Source organism: Methanoculleus sp. UBA374 (assembly GCA_002508705.1).
Lineage (GTDB): Archaea > Halobacteriota > Methanomicrobia > Methanomicrobiales > Methanoculleaceae > Methanoculleus > Methanoculleus palmolei.
Map to the genome: position 1 here is coordinate 44,832 of DAYL01000029.1, position 24,613 is coordinate 69,444.

At 61.4% G+C, this 24,613-nt stretch carries 31 protein-coding genes; 27 read left to right on the top strand and 4 right to left on the bottom strand.

The annotated features are described in order from the left end of the window. Positions 1-33 precede the first annotated feature (33 nt). From BRA42_RS08930 to BRA42_RS09035, 22 genes are all read left to right on the top strand, one after another. Entirely contained in the window at positions 34-858 is an 825-nt protein-coding gene (locus BRA42_RS08930; RefSeq protein WP_292406427.1) for a sugar phosphate isomerase/epimerase family protein, read from the top strand. A gap of 95 nt (positions 859-953) precedes the next feature. Beyond that, positions 954-2,234, top strand: coding sequence for a hemolysin family protein (locus BRA42_RS08935; RefSeq protein ID WP_292406430.1), 1,281 nt, complete (start codon positions 954-956; stop codon positions 2,232-2,234). A gap of 19 nt (positions 2,235-2,253) precedes the next feature. Next, positions 2,254-2,880 carry a phosphoribosylglycinamide formyltransferase gene (gene purN, locus BRA42_RS08940; RefSeq protein WP_292406434.1) on the top strand — a complete coding sequence of 209 codons (627 nt, stop codon included), beginning with the start codon at positions 2,254-2,256 and terminating at the stop codon, positions 2,878-2,880. A 72-nt stretch (positions 2,881-2,952) separates the two neighbouring features. Continuing rightward, complete coding sequence (locus tag BRA42_RS08945) at positions 2,953-3,270, top strand: ribonuclease P protein component 4 (RefSeq protein WP_292406437.1); 318 nt, start codon at positions 2,953-2,955, stop codon at positions 3,268-3,270. Further along, on the top strand, positions 3,267-3,527 hold the full coding sequence (locus BRA42_RS08950; RefSeq protein WP_292406440.1) for a YhbY family RNA-binding protein: 261 nt from the start codon (positions 3,267-3,269) through the stop codon (positions 3,525-3,527). Before BRA42_RS08945 ends, BRA42_RS08950 begins: the two co-directional genes overlap by 4 nt. Positions 3,528-3,578: 51 nt before the next feature. Further along, positions 3,579-4,028 (top strand): 30S ribosomal protein S19e, encoded by a 450-nt coding sequence (locus tag BRA42_RS08955; RefSeq protein WP_292406444.1) that lies wholly within the window; start codon positions 3,579-3,581, stop codon positions 4,026-4,028. 20 nt (positions 4,029-4,048) lie between these two features. After that, on the top strand, positions 4,049-4,387 hold the full coding sequence (locus tag BRA42_RS08960) for a DNA-binding protein (RefSeq protein WP_292406446.1): 339 nt from the start codon (positions 4,049-4,051) through the stop codon (positions 4,385-4,387). After that, positions 4,387-4,977 (top strand): DUF7411 family protein, encoded by a 591-nt coding sequence (locus BRA42_RS08965; protein WP_342770327.1) that lies wholly within the window; start codon positions 4,387-4,389, stop codon positions 4,975-4,977. The genes BRA42_RS08960 and BRA42_RS08965 overlap by 1 nt, the downstream gene beginning before the upstream one ends. 22 nt (positions 4,978-4,999) lie before the next feature. Further along, complete coding sequence (locus tag BRA42_RS08970) at positions 5,000-5,152, top strand: 50S ribosomal protein L39e (protein WP_292392704.1); 153 nt, start codon at positions 5,000-5,002, stop codon at positions 5,150-5,152. 4 nt (positions 5,153-5,156) lie between these two features. Further along, positions 5,157-5,420, top strand: coding sequence for a 50S ribosomal protein L31e (locus tag BRA42_RS08975; RefSeq protein ID WP_292406452.1), 264 nt, complete (start codon positions 5,157-5,159; stop codon positions 5,418-5,420). A 1-nt stretch (position 5,421) separates the two neighbouring features. After that, positions 5,422-6,084, top strand: a complete 663-nt coding sequence (locus BRA42_RS08980) for a translation initiation factor IF-6 (protein ID WP_292406455.1) — start codon at positions 5,422-5,424, stop codon at positions 6,082-6,084. A 7-nt stretch (positions 6,085-6,091) separates the two neighbouring features. Continuing rightward, positions 6,092-6,283: a 50S ribosomal protein L18Ae gene (gene rpl18a / locus BRA42_RS08985; RefSeq protein ID WP_292406458.1), complete on the top strand. Its 192-nt coding sequence runs from the start codon at positions 6,092-6,094 to the stop codon at positions 6,281-6,283. Next, positions 6,276-6,734 carry a prefoldin subunit alpha gene (gene pfdA, locus BRA42_RS08990; protein ID WP_342685930.1) on the top strand — a complete coding sequence of 153 codons (459 nt, stop codon included), beginning with the start codon at positions 6,276-6,278 and terminating at the stop codon, positions 6,732-6,734. The genes rpl18a and pfdA overlap by 8 nt, the downstream gene beginning before the upstream one ends. Before the next feature lie 2 nt (positions 6,735-6,736). After that, a complete protein-coding gene (ftsY, locus tag BRA42_RS08995; protein ID WP_292406463.1) occupies positions 6,737-7,816 on the top strand; it encodes a signal recognition particle-docking protein FtsY in 1,080 nt (359 codons plus the stop codon). Next, positions 7,816-9,144, top strand: coding sequence for a signal recognition particle protein Srp54 (locus BRA42_RS09000; RefSeq protein ID WP_292406466.1), 1,329 nt, complete (start codon positions 7,816-7,818; stop codon positions 9,142-9,144). Before ftsY ends, BRA42_RS09000 begins: the two co-directional genes overlap by 1 nt. Beyond that, positions 9,145-9,726: a tRNA (pseudouridine(54)-N(1))-methyltransferase TrmY gene (trmY, locus tag BRA42_RS09005; RefSeq protein ID WP_292406468.1), complete on the top strand. Its 582-nt coding sequence runs from the start codon at positions 9,145-9,147 to the stop codon at positions 9,724-9,726. After that, positions 9,714-10,952, top strand: a complete 1,239-nt coding sequence (locus BRA42_RS09010; protein WP_292406471.1) for a tRNA pseudouridine(54/55) synthase Pus10 — start codon at positions 9,714-9,716, stop codon at positions 10,950-10,952. Before trmY ends, BRA42_RS09010 begins: the two co-directional genes overlap by 13 nt. A 2-nt stretch (positions 10,953-10,954) precedes the next feature. After that, complete coding sequence (locus BRA42_RS09015) at positions 10,955-11,248, top strand: 50S ribosomal protein L21e (RefSeq protein ID WP_292406473.1); 294 nt, start codon at positions 10,955-10,957, stop codon at positions 11,246-11,248. A 21-nt stretch (positions 11,249-11,269) separates the two neighbouring features. Continuing rightward, complete coding sequence (locus tag BRA42_RS09020) at positions 11,270-11,620, top strand: RNA polymerase Rpb4 family protein (RefSeq protein ID WP_292406476.1); 351 nt, start codon at positions 11,270-11,272, stop codon at positions 11,618-11,620. A 17-nt stretch (positions 11,621-11,637) separates the two neighbouring features. Next, on the top strand, positions 11,638-12,201 hold the full coding sequence (locus tag BRA42_RS09025; protein ID WP_292406478.1) for a DUF655 domain-containing protein: 564 nt from the start codon (positions 11,638-11,640) through the stop codon (positions 12,199-12,201). Next, on the top strand, positions 12,198-12,983 hold the full coding sequence (gene rsmA / locus BRA42_RS09030) for a 16S rRNA (adenine(1518)-N(6)/adenine(1519)-N(6))-dimethyltransferase RsmA (RefSeq protein WP_342770326.1): 786 nt from the start codon (positions 12,198-12,200) through the stop codon (positions 12,981-12,983). The genes BRA42_RS09025 and rsmA overlap by 4 nt, the downstream gene beginning before the upstream one ends. Next, positions 12,976-13,554, top strand: a complete 579-nt coding sequence (locus BRA42_RS09035; RefSeq protein ID WP_342770325.1) for a HemK2/MTQ2 family protein methyltransferase — start codon at positions 12,976-12,978, stop codon at positions 13,552-13,554. Before rsmA ends, BRA42_RS09035 begins: the two co-directional genes overlap by 8 nt. Positions 13,555-13,871: 317 nt before the next feature. On the opposite strand, the gene BRA42_RS09040 is transcribed toward BRA42_RS09035, so the two are convergent. Next, complete coding sequence (locus tag BRA42_RS09040; protein ID WP_342770324.1) at positions 13,872-14,408, bottom strand: hypothetical protein; 537 nt, start codon at positions 14,406-14,408, stop codon at positions 13,872-13,874. Between the two features lie 833 nt (positions 14,409-15,241). Between BRA42_RS09040 and BRA42_RS09045 the strand changes: the two genes are divergently transcribed. Beyond that, positions 15,242-16,108 (top strand): S16 family serine protease, encoded by an 867-nt coding sequence (locus BRA42_RS09045; RefSeq protein WP_292406491.1) that lies wholly within the window; start codon positions 15,242-15,244, stop codon positions 16,106-16,108. 66 nt (positions 16,109-16,174) lie between these two features. Then, complete coding sequence (locus BRA42_RS09050) at positions 16,175-16,804, top strand: PsbP-related protein (protein ID WP_342770323.1); 630 nt, start codon at positions 16,175-16,177, stop codon at positions 16,802-16,804. Between the two features lie 55 nt (positions 16,805-16,859). Here BRA42_RS09050 and BRA42_RS09055 read toward each other — a convergent pair whose 3' ends face one another. From BRA42_RS09055 to mutS, 3 genes are all read right to left on the bottom strand, one after another. Then, positions 16,860-17,024, bottom strand: coding sequence for a hypothetical protein (locus BRA42_RS09055; RefSeq protein ID WP_292406496.1), 165 nt, complete (start codon positions 17,022-17,024; stop codon positions 16,860-16,862). Between the two features lie 180 nt (positions 17,025-17,204). Continuing rightward, positions 17,205-18,953 (bottom strand): DNA mismatch repair endonuclease MutL, encoded by a 1,749-nt coding sequence (gene mutL, locus BRA42_RS09060; RefSeq protein ID WP_342770322.1) that lies wholly within the window; start codon positions 18,951-18,953, stop codon positions 17,205-17,207. Then, positions 18,950-21,571 (bottom strand): DNA mismatch repair protein MutS, encoded by a 2,622-nt coding sequence (gene mutS, locus BRA42_RS09065; RefSeq protein WP_342771331.1) that lies wholly within the window; start codon positions 21,569-21,571, stop codon positions 18,950-18,952. The genes mutL and mutS overlap by 4 nt, the downstream gene beginning before the upstream one ends. Positions 21,572-21,718: 147 nt before the next feature. On the opposite strand from mutS, the gene BRA42_RS09070 reads away from it, so the two are divergent. The 3 genes from BRA42_RS09070 to BRA42_RS09080 are packed head-to-tail and all read left to right on the top strand — an operon-like array spanning position 21,719 to position 24,573. Then, positions 21,719-22,972 carry a 3-isopropylmalate dehydratase large subunit gene (locus BRA42_RS09070; protein WP_342771332.1) on the top strand — a complete coding sequence of 418 codons (1,254 nt, stop codon included), beginning with the start codon at positions 21,719-21,721 and terminating at the stop codon, positions 22,970-22,972. Between the two features lie 3 nt (positions 22,973-22,975). Further along, positions 22,976-23,467 carry a 3-isopropylmalate dehydratase small subunit gene (locus BRA42_RS09075; protein ID WP_342770319.1) on the top strand — a complete coding sequence of 164 codons (492 nt, stop codon included), beginning with the start codon at positions 22,976-22,978 and terminating at the stop codon, positions 23,465-23,467. Then, positions 23,452-24,573 (top strand): isocitrate/isopropylmalate dehydrogenase family protein, encoded by a 1,122-nt coding sequence (locus BRA42_RS09080; protein ID WP_342771333.1) that lies wholly within the window; start codon positions 23,452-23,454, stop codon positions 24,571-24,573. Before BRA42_RS09075 ends, BRA42_RS09080 begins: the two co-directional genes overlap by 16 nt. Positions 24,574-24,613: the final 40 nt, after the last annotated feature.

Here is a 24,613-nt window from a genome sequence, read left to right on the forward strand (position 1 = left end):
CTATTAGACCGATGGTTTATATCAAGTAGTGTTATGGGCCGTTTTTCCGTCTCGACCATGTTCTTCCACGAATACCCGTGCGACTACATCTTCGACTACATTGCCGAGTCCGGTCTCGACTGTCTCGAATTCTGGGTAGAGACGCCGTACTTCTGGCTTCGCGACCGTCCCGAAGCCGAACTCGCCGGGTGGATTGCCGATCACCCGGAACTCTCGCCGATCACCGTTCACGCGCCGACGCTCGACTTGAATCCCTGTTCCATCAACCCGAAGGTGGCCGAGATCACGGTCGAATACACCCTCGAAGCCATCCAGATGGCGGACCGGGTGGGCGCCGCCGTGGTCACCGTCCACCCGGGGAGAAGGACGGCGAAACGGCGCCCGAGTGCCTATGACTACCGGCGGTTCGAGGTTTACATCGCCCGGCTCCGGGAGGTCGCGGAGGGGGCGCAGGTAAAGGTGGCGATCGAGAACCTGGAGCCCCGGGCCAACGCCCTGCTCTATACGGCGGAGGATGCGGTCGAAATACTGGAGCGGGAACCGTGGCTCTGGTTCACGCTGGATATGGGGCACGCCATGATGGCGTCCCCAAAAGAGGTGGACCGGTTCATCGACCTCTGCATCGATCGGACGGTAAACGTCCACGTCAGCGCCATCGGGGCGAACGGGCGGCCCCACTACCCCATTCATAACGACCCGGGAGCGTTGCGGGTGCTCACGGAACTTGCCGATCTGGGCTACAGCGGGCACCTCACCCTGGAACTCGAAGACCTGATCTTCTCGAAGCCTCTCTGTGCTGAAGAGAAGATAGTGCTCCTGATGCAGGAAACGGAGGCTCTAAAAGAAGCCTTCTTCTGAAGCGCTGGATTTATAATCCCTGCCCGCGACATAATTCATATGTTCGACGATTCAACGGACTATCATATGCAGCCGCTGGATGCGGCGTGGAGTAAATGGCAATCGTAGACCTTGTAACCATAGAGATCATATTATTTCTTATCTGTCTGCTTCTCTCGGGCTTCTTCTCAAGTTCTGAGGTTGCCCTTATATCGATAACCCGGGCAAAAGTCCACGCACTCCTCAGTCAGGATCGGAAGGGGGCGAAAGCACTCGATGCGCTGAAGCGGTCGAATGATACCATCCAGCTCACCACCCTGATCGGGAGCATCGTCGTAAACGTGGCTGCAGCCGCGCTCGCGACCGGGATCGCCGTCGGTATCTACGGTGATGCCGGTGTCGGAATAGCGGCCGGCGTCACAATACTCCTGATACTGGTATTCGGTGAGATCGGCCCGAAGATGTATGCCTCCCGGGACCCCGAGGGCCTCGCGCTCCGTGTCGCCCGGCCCATCCTTTACCTCTCAAAGGTACTCTATCCGGTGCTCTGGGTTTCGGACCGCATCCAGCGGCAGTTCGCCTTCAGGTCCGGCGTGTCCGAGCCGGTCGTCACCGAAGAGGAGATCAAGGAATGGATCGATGTCGGTGAGGAGGAGGGAACTATCGAGGAGGAAGAGCGGGACATGCTCTACTCGGTGCTGCGCTTCGGCGATACGACGGTCCGCGAGGTGATGACGCCGCGTGTCGACGTCGTTATGATCGAGGATACGGCCACGATCGAGAATGCTCTCTCTGTCTTCAACGAGACGGGCTTCTCCCGGATTCCGGTCTACCACGAGCGGATCGACAACGTCGTCGGGCTTTTAAACGTGAAAGACCTTTTTGCAGCGCTCTTCCGCAGGCAGACGATCGCGACGCTCCGGGACCTGATGTACGAGCCCTACTTTGTCCCCGAGAGCAAGAAGATCGATGAACTCCTAAAGGAACTCCAGGTAAAGAAGCAGCATATGGCGGTCGTCCTCGACGAGTACGGGTCGTTTGCCGGGATCGTGACGGTCGAAGACATGCTCGAGGAACTGGTCGGCGAGATCATGGACGAATTCGACGAGGAGGAGCCCGAGGTGCAGAAGATCGAAGAGGGCGTCTATCAGGTCGATGCTCGGGCGTGGGTGGAACACCTCAACGAGGACCTGCACCTCAACCTCCCGGTGACGGATTCGTATGAGAGTGTCGGCGGTCTTGTTATCGACCGGCTGGGGCACATTCCCCGCCGCGGCGAGGTGGTCAAGATCGAGGAGAGCAACATCACGCTGGTTGTGATGCAGATGCGGGGTCGGCGGATCGTGAAGGTGAAAGTGATCATTGCGCCCCCGACCCCGTCGGAGGAGGCCCGGTAAAACCCGGGGAGTGAAACCTATGGATCCAGGGAGACCTGTTTACACAAAACGGATAGCATTCCTCGCCTCGGGGCGAGGATCGAACTTTCAGGCCGTGCTCGACGCCATCGCGGCCGGGGAGATCCCCGCGGTCTGCGTCGGTCTCGTCACCGACAACCCCCGGGCTCACGCGATTGAGCGGGCAAAAGACGCCGGCATCCCGGCGACGGTCGTCGAGTATGCGCGGTTTCCGTCGAAGGCTGCCTATGAAGAGGGGCTTCTTGCCGCGATGCGGAACTGTCGGGCGGACCTCTTCGTCCTTGCCGGCTACATGCGGATCCTCGGCGCCGCAATCGTTCACGAGTTCTCAGGCCGGATGATAAACATCCACCCCGCCCTGCTCCCGGCGTTTGCCGGGCTGCACGCCCAGCGGCAGGCGGTGGAATACGGAGTGAAGGTCTCGGGCTGCACGGTCCACCTCGTGGATGAAGGGACGGATACCGGCCCCATCGTTGTCCAGCGGTGCGTGCCGGTCCTCCCGGACGACGACGAAACGGCACTCGCCGACCGAATCCTCGTCGAGGAGCACAAAGCCCTTCCGCTTGCCGTGAAACTCTTCTGCGAGGACCGCCTGGAGGTCACCGGTCGGCGGGTGCGGGTCCGCTGACTCCGGGGACCAACCTCTTATATCCTTCCGCCTCCAATCTCAGAAACCTACCACTCGATGGAACGGATCGCCATGGCAGATACTACACGAAAGTCGGGCTCCCGAAGGCTCGCCCGCGAGAGGGTCTCTCTCCTCTTTACGCGTGCCGCGGAGTTCTACCCGGAAAACCCCGAGTGGAGCAACCGCTGCGTGGAACTGGCCCGGAAGATCGGGATGCGTCATCGGATACGAATCGACCGGCCGCTGAAACGTCGGTTCTGCCACCGGTGCAACGCATATCTGGTCCCCGGGTCAAATGCACGGGTCAGGATCCACCGGGGCCGTGTGATTGTCACCTGTCTTACCTGCGGGCATCGGTCACGGTATCCGGTCGGGAGGTCTCGATCATGAACAGAGAGTCGTTTCAGGACCTTAAGCCCACTGTCTGGATCGGTAAGCGGGGCGCTACGAACGTCATGATCGATGAGATCCGGCGCCAGCTCAAAGATCGGAAGGTCGTCAAGGTCCGGTGGCTCAGGAATACCGAGATTGATCCCGAGGGGATTGCTGCATCGGCCGGTGCGGCTCTCCTTGAAGTCCGGGGGCGAACACTTGTCCTTGCGGAACGGCAGAGTCACTCCGCCGGACGGCGTTCTCGAAATATATAAAACATCACTGGACGAATATGTAAAGACTGTTAGCGATAGTGAGGTTCATCTATGACGACTGTATACGACATCCCTGCCGATATGTTCATCCGGCAGGCGGCAGAAGAACTCAAACAAAACCCGCAGATTCAGCCCCCGGACTGGGCCGGTTTTGCGAAGACGGGGGTACACAAGGAGATGCCCCCCGAGAATGAAGACTGGTGGTATGTGCGCACGGCGTCGGTCTTCCGGCGTGTCTACATCGACGGACCGGTCGGGACGCAGAGAATACGCTCTATCTACGGCGGTAAGCGTAACCGGGGCCCGGCCCCCTCGCAGTTCCGGCGGGGAAGCGGATCGGTCATCCGGAAGATCCTTCAGCAGCTTGAAGCGGCGGGGTACGTCGCCCATGCCGCGGAGGGACGCATGGTTACCGCTGCCGGCAGGTCTTTCCTCGACAACATCGCAAACGGGCTGAAGGCCCGGACCGCCGAAGTTGCGCCGGGACTTGCGAAATACTGATCAAGATGGAGGTATGACTGATGGTAGATGACGAACTCGCGGAACTCCGCCGCCGGAAGTTGGAACAGATGCAACGGCAGGCGATGGATCAGCGGGCGATAGAAGAAGAGGCTCTGCGCCAGCAGCAATTGGATTCGCAGATCCGCGTCGCGCTCATGGAGATCCTTGAACCTGAAGCGAGGGAACGGCTCAATACCATCAAGTTGACCCGACCGGAGTTTGCGAAAGCGGTCGAGCAGCAACTGGTAATGTTGGCCCAGAACGGCAGGATCCGGCAGCGGATCACTGACGATCAGTTAAAGGCCCTGCTTGCCCAGTTGACGCCGTCAAAGAAAGAGTTCAGGATTACACGAAAGTGATGAAAGCAGGTGTGCTCTTCTCGGGAGGGAAAGACAGCGCGCTCGCGGCGCTCATGCTCGCGCGGGATTACAGCGTGGTATTGAATACCTGCGTATTCGATCCCGACCGCGACATCCCGGCGGTACGGGCGGCAGCGGCCGCTCTCTCCCTCCCCTTCGAGAGGAGAGTGCTCGGGAGAGACCTCCTTGAGAAGGCTGTCGACCTGCTCCTTTCGTGCGGCTACCCGAACGACGCAATCGATATGGTCCACAGGGCGGCGGTCGAGACCCTCGCCCGCGAGTATGCGGTGGTCGGCGACGGCACCCGCCGGGAAGACCGGGTCCCCCGGCTCGAGCGATCCGAGGTGCAGCATCTGGAGATGACCACCGGCTGCTCCTACGTCCGGCCGCTCCTCGGCTACGGGAAATCGGAGATCGAACGCCTCGCCGACCGGCTGCTTGTGGTGCGGTACGGGGAGGCGGGCAGCATCGAGAACGGCGACTACGAAGAAGAGATCCGTCGCGCGACCCGCGTGCGCGGCATCGATCCGGCGCCGTTCTTTCCTCCCCGCCACCTGCAGTCGCTGGTGGTCGGCAGGAAGGATACCTGAAAACAGTGCGGGAGTGAGAGTTATGAGCAAGTTAATGAAGGGCCGGAAGATCCGGCTGGCAAAGGCATGCGAGCAGAACCGCCGCGTGCCGGCATGGGTGATGATCAGGACCAACCGCGCGGTTTCGTCGCATCCGAAGCGGCGCAACTGGAGACGGAGTACCTTAAAGGTGTAAGACTATGGCAGAGGCATTAAAGGAGCATATCTACATCATCCCTCTCCGCGATGTGAAGCGTTCGCCCCGGTGGAAGAGGGGCAATACCGCCATCAAGGACATCAGGGCGTTCCTCGAACGGCACATGAAGAGCGAGGATGTCAAACTGGACCGGAGCATCAATGAGAAGGTCTGGGAGAACGGAAGTTCCAAGCCCCCGCGAAAGATTCGCGTCCGTGCGATGAAGTTCGAGGACGGGCAGGTCCAGGCCGAGCTCGCCGAGGAGTGAAATGACGGGAACGATCGATCTCGCCGGCGATCCGAACATCGGTGTTTACGCCCGTGTCTTCGATGACATAGCGGTCGTGCACCCCGGGGCTCCCGATGCGTTCATTGAGGCGCTCGCGCGAGAACTCGATGTCGAGATCGTGACCACCTTCATCCAGGGAAGCAGCATCATCGGTTCGCTTGTTGCGGGGAACAGCCAGGGTCTGGTCGTTAGCGGCCTTGCCTCGGACGAAGAGGTGGCGGCTCTCCGGGAGTACCGGGACGTGCTTCTGCTCGAAGGCTCCATGAACGCGGCAGGGAACGTGATCCTCGCAAACGACTATGTTGCCGCCGTCCATCCCGGGATGGAGATCGATGTCGCCGAAGAGATCGGGTCGTTCCTCGGGGTGCCGGTGATCCGGCTCTCGCTTGGAGGTATCAAAACCGTCGGCATGGCCGGATGTGCGACGAATAAGGGCATTCTCATCCATCCGAGAGCCAACGATACGGAGATTGCCGCCCTTGAGCGGATCGTCGATCTCCCGATTGGCCTCGGGTCGGTTAATATGGGGAGTGGCCTTGTGGGCACCGGACTCCTTGCAAACAGCAAGGGATATCTCGCCGGGTCCGTTACGAGCGGGTTTGAACTGGGACGGATAGAAGAAGTTTTTGGGTTTTTGGAGTGAATGAGTCATGGAGAACCAGATGTTTGAAGTTGTGGGCGCGTGTAAGATCAACAACGAGTGGAAACCTTACCGTAAGGTCGTCAAAGCCCCGAACGAGAACCAGGCAAGGGAGCGGGTTCTTACCGAGATCGGGAGCAAGCACCGCCTGAAGAGAAGGTATATCACCATCGAGACGGTTAACGTAGTAGCTGGTGAATGATGTGGACCAGGCAGATCCTCGCGAGATACAGACCCTTCAGATGTACTTGAACGAGTACGGGCAGCAGATAGAGATCCTGACACAGCAACTCTCGATGATCGAGCAGCAGCGCCTTGAGGCCGCCGCCGGAATCGAGACTCTCAAGGCTGTTCAGGAGAACCCGGACGGTGTCGTCCTCCTCCCTGTCGGGGGCGGGGCTTTTCTCCGGGTGAAGGTGCTTGACACCGGTCATGCCCTGGTGAATATTGGGGCCGACGTCTCTGTCGAGCGGGCCGCCGCATCGGCGGTGGCGTATCTTGAGGATCGGGTGACCGAGCTTGAGGCACTGGGGAAGAAAGTCGCAGGTTCGGTCGAGCAGTTGCAGGGGCAGGCAACGGAGATCTCCCGGCGCCTTGAGGCGGCTTACCGGGGAGCCCGGCAGGCGGCCCAGGCTGGTCAGGGCGGAAGTTAGTAATGTTTGATTCCCTAAAGAAAAAACTTCAGAATATCAGGACCAAACTCACCTCGAATATCGAGGAGGCCGCCGGAACCGAACCGGAATCTCTGACGGTCGATGAGGTGGGAGAGGTCCGGGCTGTGGAGCCTGCGCCCTCCTCTGCCTCTCCCGAACAGGAAGAGGTTCCTTCTCCGGCGCAAGAAGAACCCACGTTCTTCAACCGATTAAAGGTCCTTGTCCGCGAGCGGGAGGTCCTCCTCCAGGAGAAGGATATTGAAGGTCCTCTTTTTGAACTGGAGATGGTCCTCCTTGAGAACGACGTCGCCCTCCCGGTTACGGACGAGATCATCGGTCATATGCGCCGGGACCTTGTGGGCCGGCGCAGGAAGATCGGCACCTCGGTCGACGACCTGGTTATGTCCACCCTGCGTTCCGCGCTCTGCGGGGTGCTGGGTGAGGGTCTCGACTTTTGCGAATACATCCGGAGCAACGAGCGGCCCGTGAAGGTTCTCTTCACCGGAGTGAACGGAACCGGCAAGACGACGACCGTTGCAAAAGTCGGTCACTACCTTCAGAAGAACGGCTTTACGGTCGTGATCGGCGCGGGCGATACCTTCCGGGCGGGGGCGATCGAACAGATCCGGGCCCACGCCGACCGTCTCGGGATCAAGGTGATCCAGCACCAGGCGGGCGCCGACCCCTCCGCGGTCCTCTTTGATGCGATCCAGTATGCAAAGGCGCATGATATCGATGTTGTCCTTGCCGATACGGCCGGCCGGTTCCACAACCGGGCAAATCTCATGAACCAGCTCGAGAAGATCCGGCGGGTCATGAAACCCGACCTTGTCGTTTACGTCGACGAAGCGGTGGCGGGGAACGATGCGGTCATCCGGGCCGACGAGTTCAACAAGGCCGTCGGCACCGATGCGGTCGTCCTGACGAAGGCGGATATGGACCCGAAGGGCGGTGCGGCCATATCGGTTGCGCATACCGTTGGAAAACCGATCCTCTTCCTCGGGACCGGCCAGGGCTACGACGATATCGTGCCCTTCTCGCCCCGCGTCGTGGTGGACGAACTTCTGGGAGATGAGGCCTGATGCTCGACAACCTTGGTGTATCGTTAAAGGATGCCGTCAAGAAACTTGCCGGAAAAACGGTGATCGACCGGGCTGCGGTCGACGAACTGGTGCGGGATCTGCAGCGTGCGCTCATCTCCGCCGACGTCAACGTCAAACTCGTGATGCACCTCTCGCAGGCGATCAAGCAGCGTGCCCTTGAAGAGGAGCCCCCGAAGGGAATGGGCGTCCGGGAGCACGTCCTCCGGATCGTCTATCAGGAACTCGTCCGGCTGATGGGAAAGCCCGGCGAGGTGACGCTTGGGCCCCAGACGATCCTGATGGCGGGACTGCAGGGGAGCGGAAAGACCACGACGACGGCGAAGCTTGCCCGTTACTTCCAGCGCAAGGGGCTGCGGGTCGGGGTGATCTGCGCCGATACCTTCCGGCCGGGCGCCTACGATCAATTAAAGACCCTCTGCGACCGGGTCAGCGTTCCCTGCTTCGGCGACCCGAATGAACCCGACGCTCTCCGGATTGTCCGGGAGGGGCTGCCCCGGTTCCGGAAGCTCTACGAAGTGATCATCATCGACACCCAGGGGCGGCACGCCCTCGAGGAGAACCTGATCGAGGAGATCGTCAACATCAACGCGATCTCCCGCGCCGACCACCGGTGGCTGGTGATTGATGCGGCGCTCGGCCAGCAGGCAAACGAACAGGCCCGCCGGTTCCACGAGGCGATCGGGATCGACGGCGTCCTCGTCACGAAGATGGACGGCACCGCACGAGGCGGCGGAGCGCTTTCTGCCGTCGCCGAGACCCAGAGCGGCATCGTCTTCATCGGGAGCGGCGAGACGGTCGAGGACCTTGAACGGTTCGACCCGGACGGGTTCATCTCCCGGCTGCTCGGGATGGGCGATTTAAAGGCGCTCGTCGAGCGGGCGGAGGAAGCGGTCTCGGCCGACGATATCGACGTCAACGCCATGCTCAAGGGGAAGTTCACCCTCCGGGACATGTACAAGCAGCTTGAGGCCGTGAACAAGATGGGGCCCCTGAAGCAGATCATGAGCATGCTCCCCCTCGGCGGCATGCAGATCCCCGACGATGCCTACGACATCACCAGCACCAAGATGCAACGCTACAAGGTGATCATGGACTCGATGACGTCTGCGGAACTTGACGACCCGTCGGTGATCGGGAGTTCCCGGGTCCAGCGCATCGCCCGCGGCGCCGGGGTGACGCCCGACGACGTTCGGGACCTCATCAAATACTATAAGATCATGCAGCGCGCCTTAAAGGGCATGCGGGGCATGGGCGGCGGCAAGTTCAACATGCAGCGCATCATGAAGAAGTTCGGCAGGACCCCGTAGATGAAGCGGTTTGCCGTCGTGGGCCACCTTGCCGCAACGAGCGGCGCCTTCAGCCTCAACGATCTCGCCGGGAGCGCCGGGAGGATGGACGTCCTCTGCCGGTGCATCAACTCCTCGTTCTTCCTCTCGCACGACCTCCGGCGTGACGTCGAGTGTTACCTCGTCCTCTGCGGAGAGCCCGATCCGGAGAAGACCATCCTCTTCCGGGGAAGTGAGGTCCGTTACCTTTCGCCGGACGAGCGGAGCAGCGCCGCCCTGATCAAGAAAGCGCTCTCGATCCCCTGCGGCGATGAGTTCCGGGAGTCGACCCCGGGGGTCTTTGTCCGCCGCGGCGGTCTCTCAAGGCTCCTTGCCGAGATCCCGTTCGCGGTCCTCGATGAGGCCGGAGAAGATGTCCGGACCGCTCAGGCGCTCCCGGAGGCCTGCCTCCTCTCCGATCACCATAACTTCACCGCCGGGGAGCAGGCTATGATCGAGGGCTACCCGCGCTACTCGGTTGGGCCGCGGTCGCTGCATGCCGATCACGCTATCACGGTTCTTTTAAACGAGATGGACCGGAGGGAATCCGGATGGATATCGTAAATGAGGTAGAAGCAATTCTTGGATACGGCGATACCTGCAACCACTGCCTCGGACGTTTCTTCGGCAAGCGGTCGTTCGGGTTGACGAACGAGGAACGGGGCAGGGCGCTCCGGATCACGCACGAGATCGCGGCGAACGAGCCGCACCGGGAGCCGGACCCTCAGTCCTGCTGGATCTGCGGCGGTGAACTCTCCCGCGTCGACGAGTGGGCTGCAAAGGTCGTTGAAGCGTTCCGCGGCATTGAGTTTTCTACGTTCCTGATCGGGACGAAAGTGCCCCCGCTTGTCGCGGAGAGCGAGGAGACGGTCTGGAGCGACCTCTCCCTCCACGACCCGGAGCCGCTGAAGGCGGAGATGAACCGGGAGGTCGGCAAAGCCGTATCGGCTCTCTCCGGAAAGACGGCCGACCTCAAGCATCCCGACGTCGTGGCGGTCCTCGACCTTGCGGAAGGGACCGTCGAAGTGCAGATCAATCCCGTCTTCTTCTTCGGCCGATACCTGAAGTATGAGCGGGGCATCCCCCAGACCCACTGGGACTGCCGGGCGTGCCGGGGAGCCGGGTGTGAGCGGTGCAACTTCACCGGCAAGCAGTACGCGGACTCCGTGGAGGAGCTGATCGGCCGGCCGGTGATTGAGGCTTTCGACGCGGAGAACGCCGTCCTGCACGGCGCCGGTCGGGAAGATATCGATGCCCGGATGCTCGGCTCGGGCCGCCCCTTTGTGATGGAGGTCGAGGCGCCGAGGAAGCGGTCGCTGGACCTTGCGGCGCTTGAAGAGGAGATCAACCGGAGCGCCGGGGGCCGGGTGGCGGTCCATCTCGTCGGATGGTCGGATCGGAAGACGGTGCAAAGCCTTAAATCCGACAAAGCGCATAAAAAATACAGGATCCTGGTCGAGACCGACGGTCCTGTAGCGCCAGATGAGTTCGGGGCCGCCCTCGATCAGTTAAAAGGTGTAACGATACGACAGCGCACCCCTATCCGGGTGTCACACCGACGGGCAGATAAAGTTCGGGAACGGCGGGTCCTCGATATCGAATGTACGGGGAGCGTTGACGGCAGGTACTGGGTGGAAGTCGTCGGCGAAGCGGGCCTCTACATCAAAGAACTGGTATCGGGCGACAGCGGCAGAACCCAGCCCAGCCTTGCCCAGATCCTGGGGCGCACCGCAAGTGTTGTCAGCCTCGATGTGATGCTGGTCAAAACAGCGAATGAGTATGGTGAGTAATTATGGCACATCACAATGGACCACGCAAGAAGACACGGTATAAGTTCAAGAAGGATCTCCGAAAGCGCGGTATCCCGCCGGTTACCTCGGTGATTCAGAATTTCGAGATCGGGCAGAGGGTGCACGTTGTGGTCGAGCCGAGTGTCCAGAAGGGCATGCCCCACCGGAGATTCCACGGGAAGACCGGCACGGTTGTCGGACAACGCGGCCGCGCATGGGTGCTCGAAATCAGGGATGGAGAGACGATAAAACAGGTGATTGCGAGACCGCAACATCTAAGAGCGCAGAAGGCATAACCCTCAGCAGGAGTGATTGGCATGAAGGTAAAACGAATCGTCAGCGAAGAGCGGATGCTGCTTCCCGAACTGCGTGATACCCTCCTTTCCGTGGAGGCTGCGCGGCTTGAGTCTGGAGACGAGATGTCCTACGAACTTCGTAAGAGTATCGAGCATGCCAATCATCTCTCAAAGACATCTGCCGAGAAGGCCCGCGACCTCGTCGACGAGCTCATGAAGCTCGAGAAGATGAAGGAAGATATCGCCTATCGCATCGCGAACCTGATGCCGCGGACCCGGGACGAACTCCGTGCAATTTACGCCAAAGAACGGTTCAATCTCACAACGGACGAACTGGACGAGATCCTCGACCTGGTAATGACTCACTTCTAAGCGAAGGGGTGGCGTCAATGAAGACCGAAAGGAAAGAGGAGAACGCTATAGTTATCGATGTTCTCCCGATGGGATATGTGAGCGACCAGCGTCCCGTCTACAAACGTGAGCCGATGATCCAGGCGGTCGGCGTGGACCAGTTCAAACTGCTCGAGCTCGTCCCGAAGGCGGGTGCGGATATCCAGATCTACGACCGCGTCTATATCGGCGATGCGGAGCGGGAGAAGATCGAGCGTGTCAAGCGACGGATCAGCTACGAAGACCTGACGGCGACCGCAAAAGTGGAACTGCCGTTTGTCGTCGAGCAGATCGTTCACGAGAACGAACCGCGGTTCGTCGACTTCTTCAATAAGTCCGTCTCCATCACGCCGAAGTTCCACATGCTGCACCTGCTCCCCGGCATCGGGAAGAAACTGCTCTGGGAGATCATCGAACAACGCGGGAAGAAGCCGTTCGAAAGTTTCGCCGACATCTCCGGGCGAATTAAATCGATCCCGCACCCGGATCGGATGGTTGTCAGCCGGATCCTGCGCGAGATCGAAGACCCGGACGAGAAGTACCATATCTTTACATTGAGATGAGTGCTCCGCGGGATCAGCACTTCCTCGTCGACCGGAGGGCCGTCGAGAAGATTGCCAGTTTTGTTGACGTCTCCGGTCGGAGGGTGCTCGAGATCGGGCCCGGTGAAGGTGTCCTCACCCGCGCCCTCCTCGACCGGGGTGCAACGGTCGTTGCGGTGGAGATCGATCCGGCCCTTGTGGAAGAACTTGAGGTCGCGTTTGCCGATGAGATCGCCGAAGGGCATCTTGTGATCGTCCCGGGCGATGCAAGGAAGGCGGACCTCCCGCCGTTCGATATCGTCGTCGCGAACCTCCCTTACTCCGCCTCTTCGAAGATTACGTTTCGGCTGCTCGAGATCGGGTTTGAGGTCGCGGTCCTGATGTACCAGAAGGAGTTCGCCCAGCGGATGATCGCGCCGCCGGGGACGCCGAACGTCGGCCGGCTCTCGGTGATGGTGCAGACCTATGCTTCCGTAAAACCCCTGCTCGACCTCTCGCCCTCCTCCTTTCGCCCGAAACCCCAGGTCCGTTCCTGGGTGGTCCGGGTAACGCCGCACGAACCGCCGTATCCGATCATGGACCGGAAGACCTACGCCGACGTTGTCCGGGTGCTCTTCTCCCACCGGCGAAAGACCGTCAGGAAGGGGCTCCGGAGCGGCAAGGACTCTTTTCCGCCCGAAACTATCGAGCGGACGGTCGCAGGTCTTCCCGACGACCTTCTGCAGCGGCGGCCCGAGGACCTTACGCTCGAAGAGTTCGCGCTGATCGCAAACCTGATGAGCGGGTGCCCGGGCAATGAGTGACCGGGGAGGCTCCGACCAGGTCTACCCTCCCGCTGAGGACTCCGCACTCCTTCTTCGGGCGGCGCTCCGGGAGGTCCGGCCGACCGACCGGGTGCTGGAGGTCGGGACCGGGAGCGGCTATGTTGCGGCCGGGTTCTCCGGCCGGGCGTCGGCGGTGGTCGCGACCGATATCAACCCTCACGCGGTGGCTTCGGCCCGCACCCGCGGCCTCACGACGGTCCGGACCGATCTTTTTGCAGGGCTCTCGGGCCCGTTCGACCTTGTCCTCTTCAATCCGCCGTACCTCCCGACCGCTCCCGGGGAGCGGATTGACGACTGGCTGGAGTACGCACTCGACGGAGGGCCCACAGGAAGGGTAACGATTGAACGGTTCGTCGCCGATGTCGGGAGGGTGCTCTCGCCGTTCGGGAGGGTCCTGCTGCTCGTCTCCTCGCTGACCGGGCTCGATGAAGTCCGGGAACTCTTCGTCCGGGCAGGGTTCGTCCCGTTCATTGTCGACGAGGAGGCGCTTGAGGGTGAGGTTCTTTATGTACTACGGGCGATGCGGGACCTCTGCCGGATGGGGGCATAAGGTGCATGTGGAACTCATGCCCTGTCCCTGCCGGAGCACCCACCAAAAGCTATCTTTCATTTCTTCCCTTCCTCAAGATTGTTCTAATATCGAACTCATCCCAAAAAGATCTATGAATGTTCTGTATACCCTTATCGGAGCACGCACCTCCGAAGTTTCTCTCCTCTGAACGATATCCAGGACAGAGAGAGTGAAACGGCTTCCTATTGGCTATCGCCATGTGGGGGAGGGTCCGGGAGGGGGTGCCCCCCTTCCGGCAAAGGCATTTTGGGATGTCCTCATCTACGTTCCTGTATATTTTTAGGATACCTCGATTATCATGTGGAAGTGCGTGAAAGTCGGTAAAACGTTCTGTATGGCTTATTTTCGGATAGCATCTCCGCAATCCTATCTATAATGAAGACTAACAGTTGTGTACTGGATAATCTAACTCTATTAATGTCATTTGAAAAAAAATAACTGATAGGGGTTAGGGAGTTAGAGCAGTATACTCGTCTACTGCTTCGTAACTTTTCCCATCTGGTGTGGATTGTGACGTATGTCCACCCAAACATCTCACCTGATGGAACGTTCATGCTACTAAACGGAACTTTTATTCCGCCTTTCATGAACATGTTTCCATCTTTCCATGTTGTTATGGTTCCAGATCCTTGGTAAATCAGTTTGTCTTTTTGTTCTTTGTAGTTGCTATCAAACTTTGTTGTCCAGATCTGAATATCTACAGGAATATTGACATCTGAGTACTTGACTGTCTCATCGTATTGGTCGAGTAGGTCCGGATGAACAGTAATCCCATCATCTTCAGCATCGGCATCCCAGTTGTCTCTAATTGTGCTCACGCTTGCATGAGTCACTTAGGAAAAGTCGTTTGTCGTAGTTGTAGATCCTTGGGAAGTACCTGTTATCTGATTAGGTGATGCTTGATGATTCGTTTGTGCCGTTGTGCAGCCAGCCATGCAAATGCAACAAATCGCAATACAGACTACTAGGAATAAGCATTGCCGCATATCTTACACCATATCTGGTTTAAATCCATATATGCATAATCATTTCGATTTTTTTTAGATATGGACGCTTTAAAGCGACCAGAATAAAAATAACATCTTGGAAAATCGCTAAAACCTCGATATTGTCCTCCATTTCCTTTAGTTGAATTTGCCCTATACCTTGGATGAATATCGGCGGTGGGTTTTCCCGTCATACCGCGCATGTACGGGTTGCAGAAGATGGATGGAGTGACACCTCTCACCTGCGAAGAACTGAGCCGATGTTCCGGTCAGACAACTCGCACGGAGGTGAATACTATCGTACACGTGTAGAATCCGGAGGACTATCGGCCGCATTCTTCCGTGCAGCAGGCCGTGGGCGCGGGAGTTGATCGGGAAGATCCGCCGTTTGGGCGGCGAACGGGAGCTCGATCTCGGTCGGTTGCGGTGGAAGGCGGTGATCGCGGAGATTTCGGTCCACCTGCTCTTCGGCTCGGTGGCGGCCCCGATCTCTCCTTCGCCCGGACGCGTCCGTTCCCGAACGGTACCTGAATCTCAGGTTCGTCGACATTGTTCGTGCTCTTACCGCAAACTGCGGTTCCGGATCGTGATCCTTGTGTGACTTCGTTCCCCGGACCTGTTCCGTCTCCCCCATCTCCCGGGAAAGGTATATATCCCGACGAAGGATATGCGGGAAGTATATGTACATACGGGAGAAGACCCTGGCAATTCTGCTCGTCCTGTCGCTTGTCATGAACGTCTTCCTCCTTGCCGTTGCCCTCGTTCCGGGAGACGGCCACTCCCCCGCTCTCTCCAGTCCCGGGGAGACTGCTCCGCCTCTCCCGACGACGATCCCGGCCCCGTGGGAAGGGGAGGCGGGCGGCATGAACACGGCCTCGATGCAGGTGCCGGTCATCCTCCAGAAAGTCGAGGTGGACCGGGGGGGTCCCTTCCTCTACGAGGAGGTGACCGAAGAAGGAGCGATGGTGAACGTCTCGGTCGAGGTCGTGCCCGGGAAAGGGAGGGTCCTCGTTCAGACAACGCCCCGGATGGGGATTGTTTTCCAGGATGCCGCGAACCTTGCGGTCGATGTCGCCGCCAACCGCTCCCGTGTGGACCTTGCCGGGAGCGACATCATCTTCAGCATCCAGGGTCCGGAGGAGGTCTCCGAGGTTGACGGCCCCAGCGCGGGGGCGCTGATGACCATGCTCCTCCTCTCGGTGCTGGAGGGCTTTTCGCTCAACGAGAGCGTGACCGTGACGGGGACCATCGATGCAGACGGGCATATCGGCCCGGTCGGCGGCGTCCTCGAGAAAGCAGCGGCCGCTGCGGCAAGCGGGAAGACCCTCCTTGTCCTCTCTGAAGAGAACGACCAGGTTGTCGACCGCCGTGATGATGCCCGGTCGTTCGGCGGGCTGAGAATTATGAGGCAGCGTCCGGTTCTCGTCGATGCAAAGGAGTACATCGAGGAGAATTACGGTATCCGGGTGGCATACGCGGCCAGCCTCGACGACCTGCTCGCCGACGTCCGTGTACCTGCTCCGGCCGAAACCGCCGCGGCCCTCTGATACCCTTCCAGGTTGTCCCGCGGCGGTGAAGAGTATTTATCATTCCCGGGCGACGTACCCGTACGTATGAAATCACAGAGACTTCTGATCATCGGGGTTATTATCGCCGTCGCCCTGATCGCTGTCCTCGCAGTCGTAGTGCTGCCGGGCCTCTCCTCGCCGCCGCAGCCGCCCGGGCCCGATCCGACCTGGCCCGTCGCGACTCAAACGCCGACGTCCGCCCCGACCCCGACACCGGCGCCCGTCCCCGGGAACGGCACCTACGTCAACGCCACCTACGGTTATGCCGTCACCTGCCCGGAGGGGTGGTTCTACACCGAGTCCGGAGAGAGCGTATGGTTCTCCTCGCCGGACAAGCACGAAGAGGTCCGCGTGAACACGAACCCGCTCCAGAAGGACGCCGATCCGGAACAGGTCCTCGAATCCCTGAACGCGACGTATGCAGAGGACCTTCGCTCCGGGATTGATGCCGAATGGGTTTCCACGGAGAAGCTCACCCTTGACGGCGTCCCGGGGTATAAGTCGGTCTACTCCGTCCCCCTCCCCGTCCCCGAGGGGGACCGGTATGACTTCATCATCCGCTACGCCGTCAAAGACGACGTCATCTACTCGGTTATGCATACCGTATTCCCCCCAAAGTACGATATTTACAACATCGACGCGGCTCCGACGGCCGAATCGTTCCGTTTCCTTTAAAAATGAGTGAGGAGAGGCATAAACCCGGGTTGAGCGGTTGTCGGGGAGGTCCCCGTCACCTGTTCTCTTCCTGCAGGGCTCCGGAAGTGTCTTGAGGGAGAGTTGCTTCGGGAGAGATGTCGTAGTAGGGTTCGAGAAGCGGATCGTTTTCACGGTCGTGATACTGTTTCCCTCTACTCCGGGTCCTCATCCAGAGGCGGATCTGCTGGAGTAATGTCACGTGATTTGACTCCTTTCGTCCGCAGCGGGTGTATCCCCGCTGTGACCTATAGCCGTTCTGATTTCCCTGAGATAAAACCATTTTGATACGGCCTTTTGCCAAAAATCCCGAAAAAATCCGGTTTATTAAGAAAATGGGGTGATTACGTTCTCTCTTTTATGCCGGGTCAGCCCGGTCTCCTTACGTCCGCCGGAAGAGCCCGTCGAGTTTCCGTTTATCGAACGCCACCACCGTCGGCCTCCCGTGCGGGCACGTCCAGGGGGTCTTCGTCCGGGCGAGCTGTGCGAGGAGGCGCTTCTGCTGGTCGTGCGTGAGCCGGGCTCCCGCCTTCACCGCACCCCTGCAGGCGACGATGCGGGTGACCGCCTCTCGCCGGTCGGGGGCGGTGCGGGACTCGCCGGCGAGGATCTCGGCGACCGTCTCCCTGATCTCCCCCGGGTCTTCGAGTGCGCCGAGGGCGGCGGGCACCGCCCGGACAGCGAAGGTGTCCCGACCGAACTCCTCCACCGCGAACCTCTCGCCGGAAAGGATCGGCATCGCATCCCGGAGTGCGGCCGCTTCCTTCGGAGGGAGGGAGAGGACGACGGGCGTGATCAGTTCCTGCGATCCGGCCGCCGCATCGCGCTGCTCCACGACCTGGTCGTAGAGGACCCTCTCGTGGGCTGCATGCTGGTCGATGAGATAAAGGGTGCCGTCGCTCCCCTCCGCCACGATGTAGGTCGCGGCCACCTGCCCGACCGGTTCCATCGCGGGGAGGAGGTTCTCCGTGCCCTCTCCTTCCGTCCTGCGGAGTTGCCTGTCGGAGAGGGTGAGTCCCCGGTGCCCTGCCGTGTAGGAGACCGCGGGCTCGTCGATCACGGGGGCCGAAGCCGGCTCCGACGGTCCGAAATGCTGCTGCACCGGCTCGGCCGGCGTCTCGCGGGCGAGATCGTGTCCGGCGAGCGCCGTCTCCACGGCGGCCGCAATCGCTCCCGTGATCTCCCGCTCCCGGGAGAGACGGACCTCCCTTTTCGTCGGGTGGACGTTGACGTCGACGAGACCGGTGTCGATCGCGAGTTCGATGAACGCCACCGGGTAGCGGTCCTTCGGGAGGAGATTGCCGTAGCCCGCCCGCACAGCGGCTGCGATCTGCCGTGAGACGATGCTCCTTCCATTGATGCTGACAACAACCTGCGCGAGGCTCCCCCGGCTCTCCACCGGGCGGGAGACGTAGCCGCGGACAGCGAGGAAGGGGAGCCTGCCTTCGACCGGGATGAGCGTCCGGGCGAGATCCGCACCGTAAAGGCCGGTGACGGTGGCGAGGAGCCCGCCGGAGCGCTGGGTCGCCATCCGTTCCTTTCCGTTGTGCACCACCCTGAAGGCGACCTCTCCGTGCGCAAGGGCGAGGTTCTCCACGACGCCGTAAAGGTGGGCGAGTTCGGTGTTCTTGCTCTTTAAGAACTTCCGGCGGGCGGGGGTATTGTAGAAGAGGCGCTCAACGACGACCGTCGTCCCCTCCGGGGCCCCGACCTCGCTCTTCTCCACGACCTCGCCGCCCCTGACCCGCACCCGGGTGCCGGCGAGGGCCCCGGCTCCCCGGGGACGGGTGACCAGGGTCACCTCCGCGACGGCGGCAATGCTTGCAAGCGCCTCGCCCCGGAACCCCAGGGTGCGGATGGCGGAGAAGTCGGCGATGTCCCGGATCTTGCTCGTCGCGTGGGGGTGGAAGGCAAGTACCGCCTCCTCCTGCGTCATCCCCTCCCCGTCGTCGGTCACCCGGATCTTCGTGATCCCGGCCATATCCGAAGAGACATCGACGAGGATGCTCGTCGACCCTGCATCTATCGCGTTCTCCAGGAGTTCCTTCACCACCGATGCGGGCCGCTCCACGACCTCCCCGGCGGCGATCTGGTTCACGGTATCGGGGTCGAGGACCCGGATCTTCGTCATCGCTCACCGTCCTCTCCGTTTGCAAGTCTCTGGAGCCTGCAGAGGGTATTCAGCGCATCAACCGGCGTCATCTCGTTCGGGTTCATGTTTTTGAGTTCCCTGACCGCGGGGTTCTCTTCGACGACTCCTTCGCCGGTGTCGACGAGGAGCATCTGGGTGTAGCGGGGGGCCCGCGGTCCGCCCGAGGGTTCCCGCGCCGCCTCTTCCTTCAGGATCGCCATCGCCCGGTCGGTTACCTTCTTCGGGATGCCGGCAAGGTGCGCCACGTGAACGCCGTAACTCTTGTCGGTTGCGCCGGGGATGATCTTACGGAGGAAAACAACCTCGTTTCCCGTATCCTTCACGGCAAAATGGAAGTTCTTCACCCGTTTGAGCGAGTCCTCAAGGTCGATCAGGTCGTGGAAATGGGTTGCAAAGAGCGTCCGCGGCCCGACAACCGCTTTTCCGTGCAGGAACTCCACCACCGCACGGGCGATTGCGCACCCGTCGAGCGTACTCGTCCCCCGCCCGATCTCGTCGAGGATGACGAGGCTCTGCGGCGTCGCGTTGTTTAGGATGTTTGCGAGTTCCAGCATCTCGACCATGAACGTGGACTGCCCCGAAGCAAGGTCGTCGAACGCCCCCACCCGGGTAAAGACCCGGTCCACAAGCCCGACGGTGGCGTGGCGTGCCGGGACGAAACTCCCCATCTGAGCCATGATGCAGCAGAGCGCCACCGCCCGCATGTAGGTGGACTTGCCCGCCATGTTCGCCCCGGTGATGATCATGATCTGGTCGTCGGAGGCGTCAAGGTCCGTGTCGTTCGGGACGAACGGCACCGGGAGGTGCCGCTCCACCACCGGGTGGCGGCCGTCCCGGATGATTATCCGGCCGCTCTCTTCGATCACCGGCCGGGAGTAGCCGTACCGGGCGGCGTTCTCGGCGAGTGCGGCGTAGACGTCGAGCAGTCCCACCGCCCGTGCGGTCGCCTGGAGACCCGGGACGTCCTCCGCGAGCGTCCGGATGAGTTCGGCGTAGATCTCCGCTTCGAGGGCGGTAAGGCGCTCCTCCGCGGTCGCGATCAGCGCTTCCTTCTCCCGGAGGTCGGGTATCGTGTAGCGCTCGCCGTTCGCGGTCGTCTGCCGGCGCTCGTACTCCGGCGGCACCAGGTGCAGGTTCGGTTTCGTCACCTCGATGTAGTAGCCGAAGACCCGGTTGTAGCCGACCTTGAGTGACTTAATTCCGGTCCTCTCCCGCTCCTGCTGCTGGAACTCCGCTATCCAGTCTTTCCCGGTCGTCGCGAGGTGCCGGAGTTCGTCGAGTTTCGCATTGAACCCCTCCCGGATCATCCCGCCGGACTTCGCAAGCGCCGGGGGGTCGTCCACGATAGCCCGGTCGACGAGGTCCGTCACGCGGGTATGGTCGCTCATAGCGTCAAGGGCTTCGCGGATGAGGGCCGGGGCGTCGCCGGAAAAGAGCGCTTTAACGTCCGGAATCGCGCGAAGCGAATCGCGGAGCGTCGAAAGGTCCCGGGGGCCGGCATTCCCGTAGGCGATCCTCCCTGCAATTCGTTCGATATCGGCAAAGTCGCCGAGGGCTGCGCGAAGCGCCTGCCGGTCGAGGGCATGGTCGACAAACCACTCCACGGCGTCGAGACGCTCTTCGATGGCGGCCTTCCTGACCAGAGGGCCGATAAGGAACGACCGCATCGTCCGGCTCCCCATCGAGGTCTCCGTGACGTCGAGCGCGGCAAGAAGCGTGTTCCCGTCGCCTTCTCCCCGGATGCCTGTCGTGATCTCAAGGTTTCGAAGCGTGATCGCATCGAGCACCATGTTATCCGACGGGACCCTGGTCGCGAGCCCCGTGATGTGGGCGAGGGGCGATTGCTGGGTTTCCTGGGCGTAGCGGAGAGCCGCCCCGGCCGCGGCGATTGCTCCCGCCATGTCGGCGCACCCGTAGCCGTCGAGCGTCGCGGTTCCGAACTGCCCGCAGAGGCGCTCATATGCTGCATCCCGGTCGAAAACGTCGTCGCGGTAGCGGCTCACCGTCACCCCGAGGTTTTCGAGCCGGGCGGGAAGCGCGCCCGCAAGACTCTCGGGGACGATTGCCTCCGACGGGCGGTATCTCACCACCTCCGAGACGATATCGGCGCAGTCATGCGCGCCGCTCCCGGAGGAGACGAAGAACTCGCCGGTGGAGACGTCCAGAAACGCGAGGCCGAAGGTATCCTTCCGGTCGGGGGCTATCGCCATCAGGTAATGGGCTCCCGCAGAGCCGAGCATCGAAGAGTCGATCAGGGTCCCCGGGGTGATCACCCTCGTGACATCCCGCTTCACCACGCCTTTTGCGGTCTTCGGGTCCTCGATCTGATCGCAGATCACCACCTTGTAGCCCTTGCCTACCAGGCGGGCGATGTAGCCGTCGGCGGCGTGGTGGGGTACGCCCGCAAGCGGCATCCGGTCGCCGTTCTTATCCCTTCCCCGGGCGGTCAGGGTGATATCGAGTTCCCGGGCCACCACGCCGGCGTCCTCGCCGAACGTCTCGTAAAAGTCCCCCATCCGGAAGAAGAGGATGGCGTCGGGGTACCGGGCCTTCACTGAGTAATACTGCCGCATTGCCGGGGTCGGTCCGTCGGTCATCACTTCTCTTTATACAATCCGCACGGAGCAACATAAGAGTAACTCCCCCGGAATTTCGTCGGATACGGCCGCGGTTCGATGCCCGGACAGGGCGGGCCCTGCCAAACTACATACGTCTGGAGCGCACACAAATAACGCGAAAGTATTATGGCGGCGACGATCGCAGAGAAGATATTCTCAATGAAATGCGGCCGGACCGTCCGCGCAGGTGACGTCGTGATGGCGCCGGTGGATGCGGCGATGATCCACGACATCACCGGTCCGCTGGCAGTCCGCGTCTTTGGCGAGATGGGTGGAAAGCGCGTTTATGATCCGGATCGGATTATCATGCTCTTCGATCACCAGGTGCCCGCCGATTCGATACCGGCCGCCGAGAACCACGTCTTCATGAGGCGGTTTGCAGAGGAGCAGGGGATCCGCAACTACGACCTTCTCGAGGGCGTCTGCCACCAGGTTGTTATGGAGAAAGGGCGGGCGGCGCCCGGCGAGATCATCGTCGGGACCGACTCCCACACCTGCACCTACGGTGCGGCGGGTGCATTTGCGACCGGCATCGGTTCGACCGATATGGGGTTCGTGCTGAAGTTCGGGGCGCTTTACTTCCGGGTGCCCGAGAGCATCCTTCTTGAGATCGACGGGGCCTTCGGCCGGAGAGTCGGTCCAAAAGACCTGATCCTCTCGCTCGTCGGCGACATCGGCGCCGACGGTGCGACCTATACGGCGCTTGAGTTCACCGGCGGGGCCATGCACGATATGGACATGGCGGGCCGGATGACCTGTGCGAACATGGCGATCGAGATGGGGGCAAAGGCGGGAATCGTCCGGCCCGACGAGACTACCCGGGACTACGTCGCCGCCCGCCGCGGGGTCGAACCGCTCGATCTTGCCGGCGACGCAGACGCAGACTACCGGGAGCGCAGGCACTACGACGTCACCGACCTTTCTCCGCAGGTCGCCGTCCCCCATAACGTGGACAACGTCGTGGACGTCGCCGACGTCGCGGGGACGAAGGTCGACCAGGTCTTCATCGGCTCCTGCACCAACGGGCGCTACGAGGACCTCGCGGAGGCCGCCGGGGTGCTCGGGATCGCCGACCGCTTTGCAGCCGGCGTCCGGGTGATCGTCATCCCGGCCTCACGCACCGAGTACCTCAAGGCCCTCCGGGCCGGCCTCGTTGAACGGTTCGTTGAGGCGGGAGCCCTCGTCGAGGCTCCCTGCTGCGGCCCCTGCATGGGCGGGGCGTTCGGGCTCCTCGCTCCCGGCGAGGTCTCGCTCTCCACGTCGAACCGGAACTTCCGGGGCAGGCAGGGGAGCGCGCAGGCGTCGGTCTACCTTGCCTCCCCGGCGACGGCGGCGGCAAGCGCCCTCTACGGCGAGATCACCGACCCGAGGGAGGCGTGAATCATGCGGGTGTGGAAGTTCGGCGACGATATCGATACGGACGCGATCATCCCTGGCAGATTCCTGACGATCTACGACCCGGCGGAGCTTGCGAAGCACGCGTTTGAGGGAACGAGAGACGAGTTTGCGAGAGATGTGCGGGAGGGCGACGTCATTGTCGGCGGCACCAACTTCGGGTGCGGCTCCTCGCGGGAACATGCGCCGCTTGCGCTCCTCGGGGCCGGGGTTCGGGTCGTGGTCGCAAAGTCCTTTGCCCGGATCTTCTATCGGAACGCCGTCAACACGGGGCTCCTGCCCCTGGTCTGCCCCGAGACCGACGCTATCCGGGACGGTGATACCGTATCGGTGGATCTTGCCGGGAATCTCATTGAGGCGAACGGGCGGCGGCTCCCCGTCGAGCCGGTGCCCGGGTTCCTGAAAGAGATCGTCGAGGCCGGGGGCCTCGTGGCTTACGCAAAAAATCTGGATAAGGTGGAGATATGCAACATCGAGTAGCGGCAATCGGCGGAGACGGGATCGGTCCCGAGATCGTGGCGGCGGGTAAAGAGGTCCTCGACGCCGCGGGAGAGCGGTTCGGGTTCGACATAGCGTGGACTGACTTCGACATCGGCGCGGACCGCTACCTCGCGACCGGGGAACTCCTCACGGAAGAGGACATCCGGGACCTCTCGAAGTTCAAGGCGATCTATTTCGGGGCCATCGGTGATCCCCGGGTGAAGCCCGGGGTCCTCGAGAAGGGCATCCTGCTTGCGATCCGGTTTCACTTCGACCAGTTCATCAACCTCCGGCCGGTCAAACTCCTCGACGGCGTCTGGACGCCGCTCGCGAACAAAAAGCCGGAGGACATCGACTTTGTGGTGGTCCGGGAGAATACCGAGGACTTCTACGTCGGTATCGGCTCGCGGTTCGCCGGTACGCACGAGGAGAAGACCCTCGAGGTCGTCCGCGACCTCTATAACGTCAGGTTCGGGCTGGACGTAGAGACCGACGCCGACGAACTCGCCTACCAGATCGGCGTCGTCACCCGGCCGGGTGCGGAGCGGGCGATCCGCTACGCCTTCGACCTCGCCGAAAGGAGAGCTAGGAAGGTCACCTCGGTCGACAAGGCAAACGTCCTCTCCGACGTCTACGGCCTCTGGCGGGATGTCTTCAACGAAGTCGCCGCCGGATACCCCGACGTCGCGACGGAGTTCAACTTCGTCGACGCCGTCACGATGTGGTTCGTCAAGAATCCCGAGTGGTTCGACGTCGTCGTCACGCCGAATATGTTCGGCGACATCATCACCGACCTCGGGGCCATGATCCAGGGCGGGCTCGGGCTCGCTCCCGGCGGGAACATCAACCCGGACGGCACCTCGATGTTCGAGCCGATCCACGGCTCCGCGCCGAAGTACCGCGGCCAGGACGTTGCAAACCCGCTCGCCACCGTCTGGGCCGGTTCACTGCTTCTCGACCACATCAGCGAGCACGAGGCGGCGGCAGCGGTCCTTCGGGCTATCGAGAGAAGCATCCTCGACGGGTTCGTGACCCGGGATATGGGCGGTGCGAAGAAGACGAGCGAGGTCGGGCGTTACCTTGCATCGCTTGTCCGGACGGTGTAAGGCGGCCGCCCCCATTTCCCGTCTTTTTATATCCCCGCAC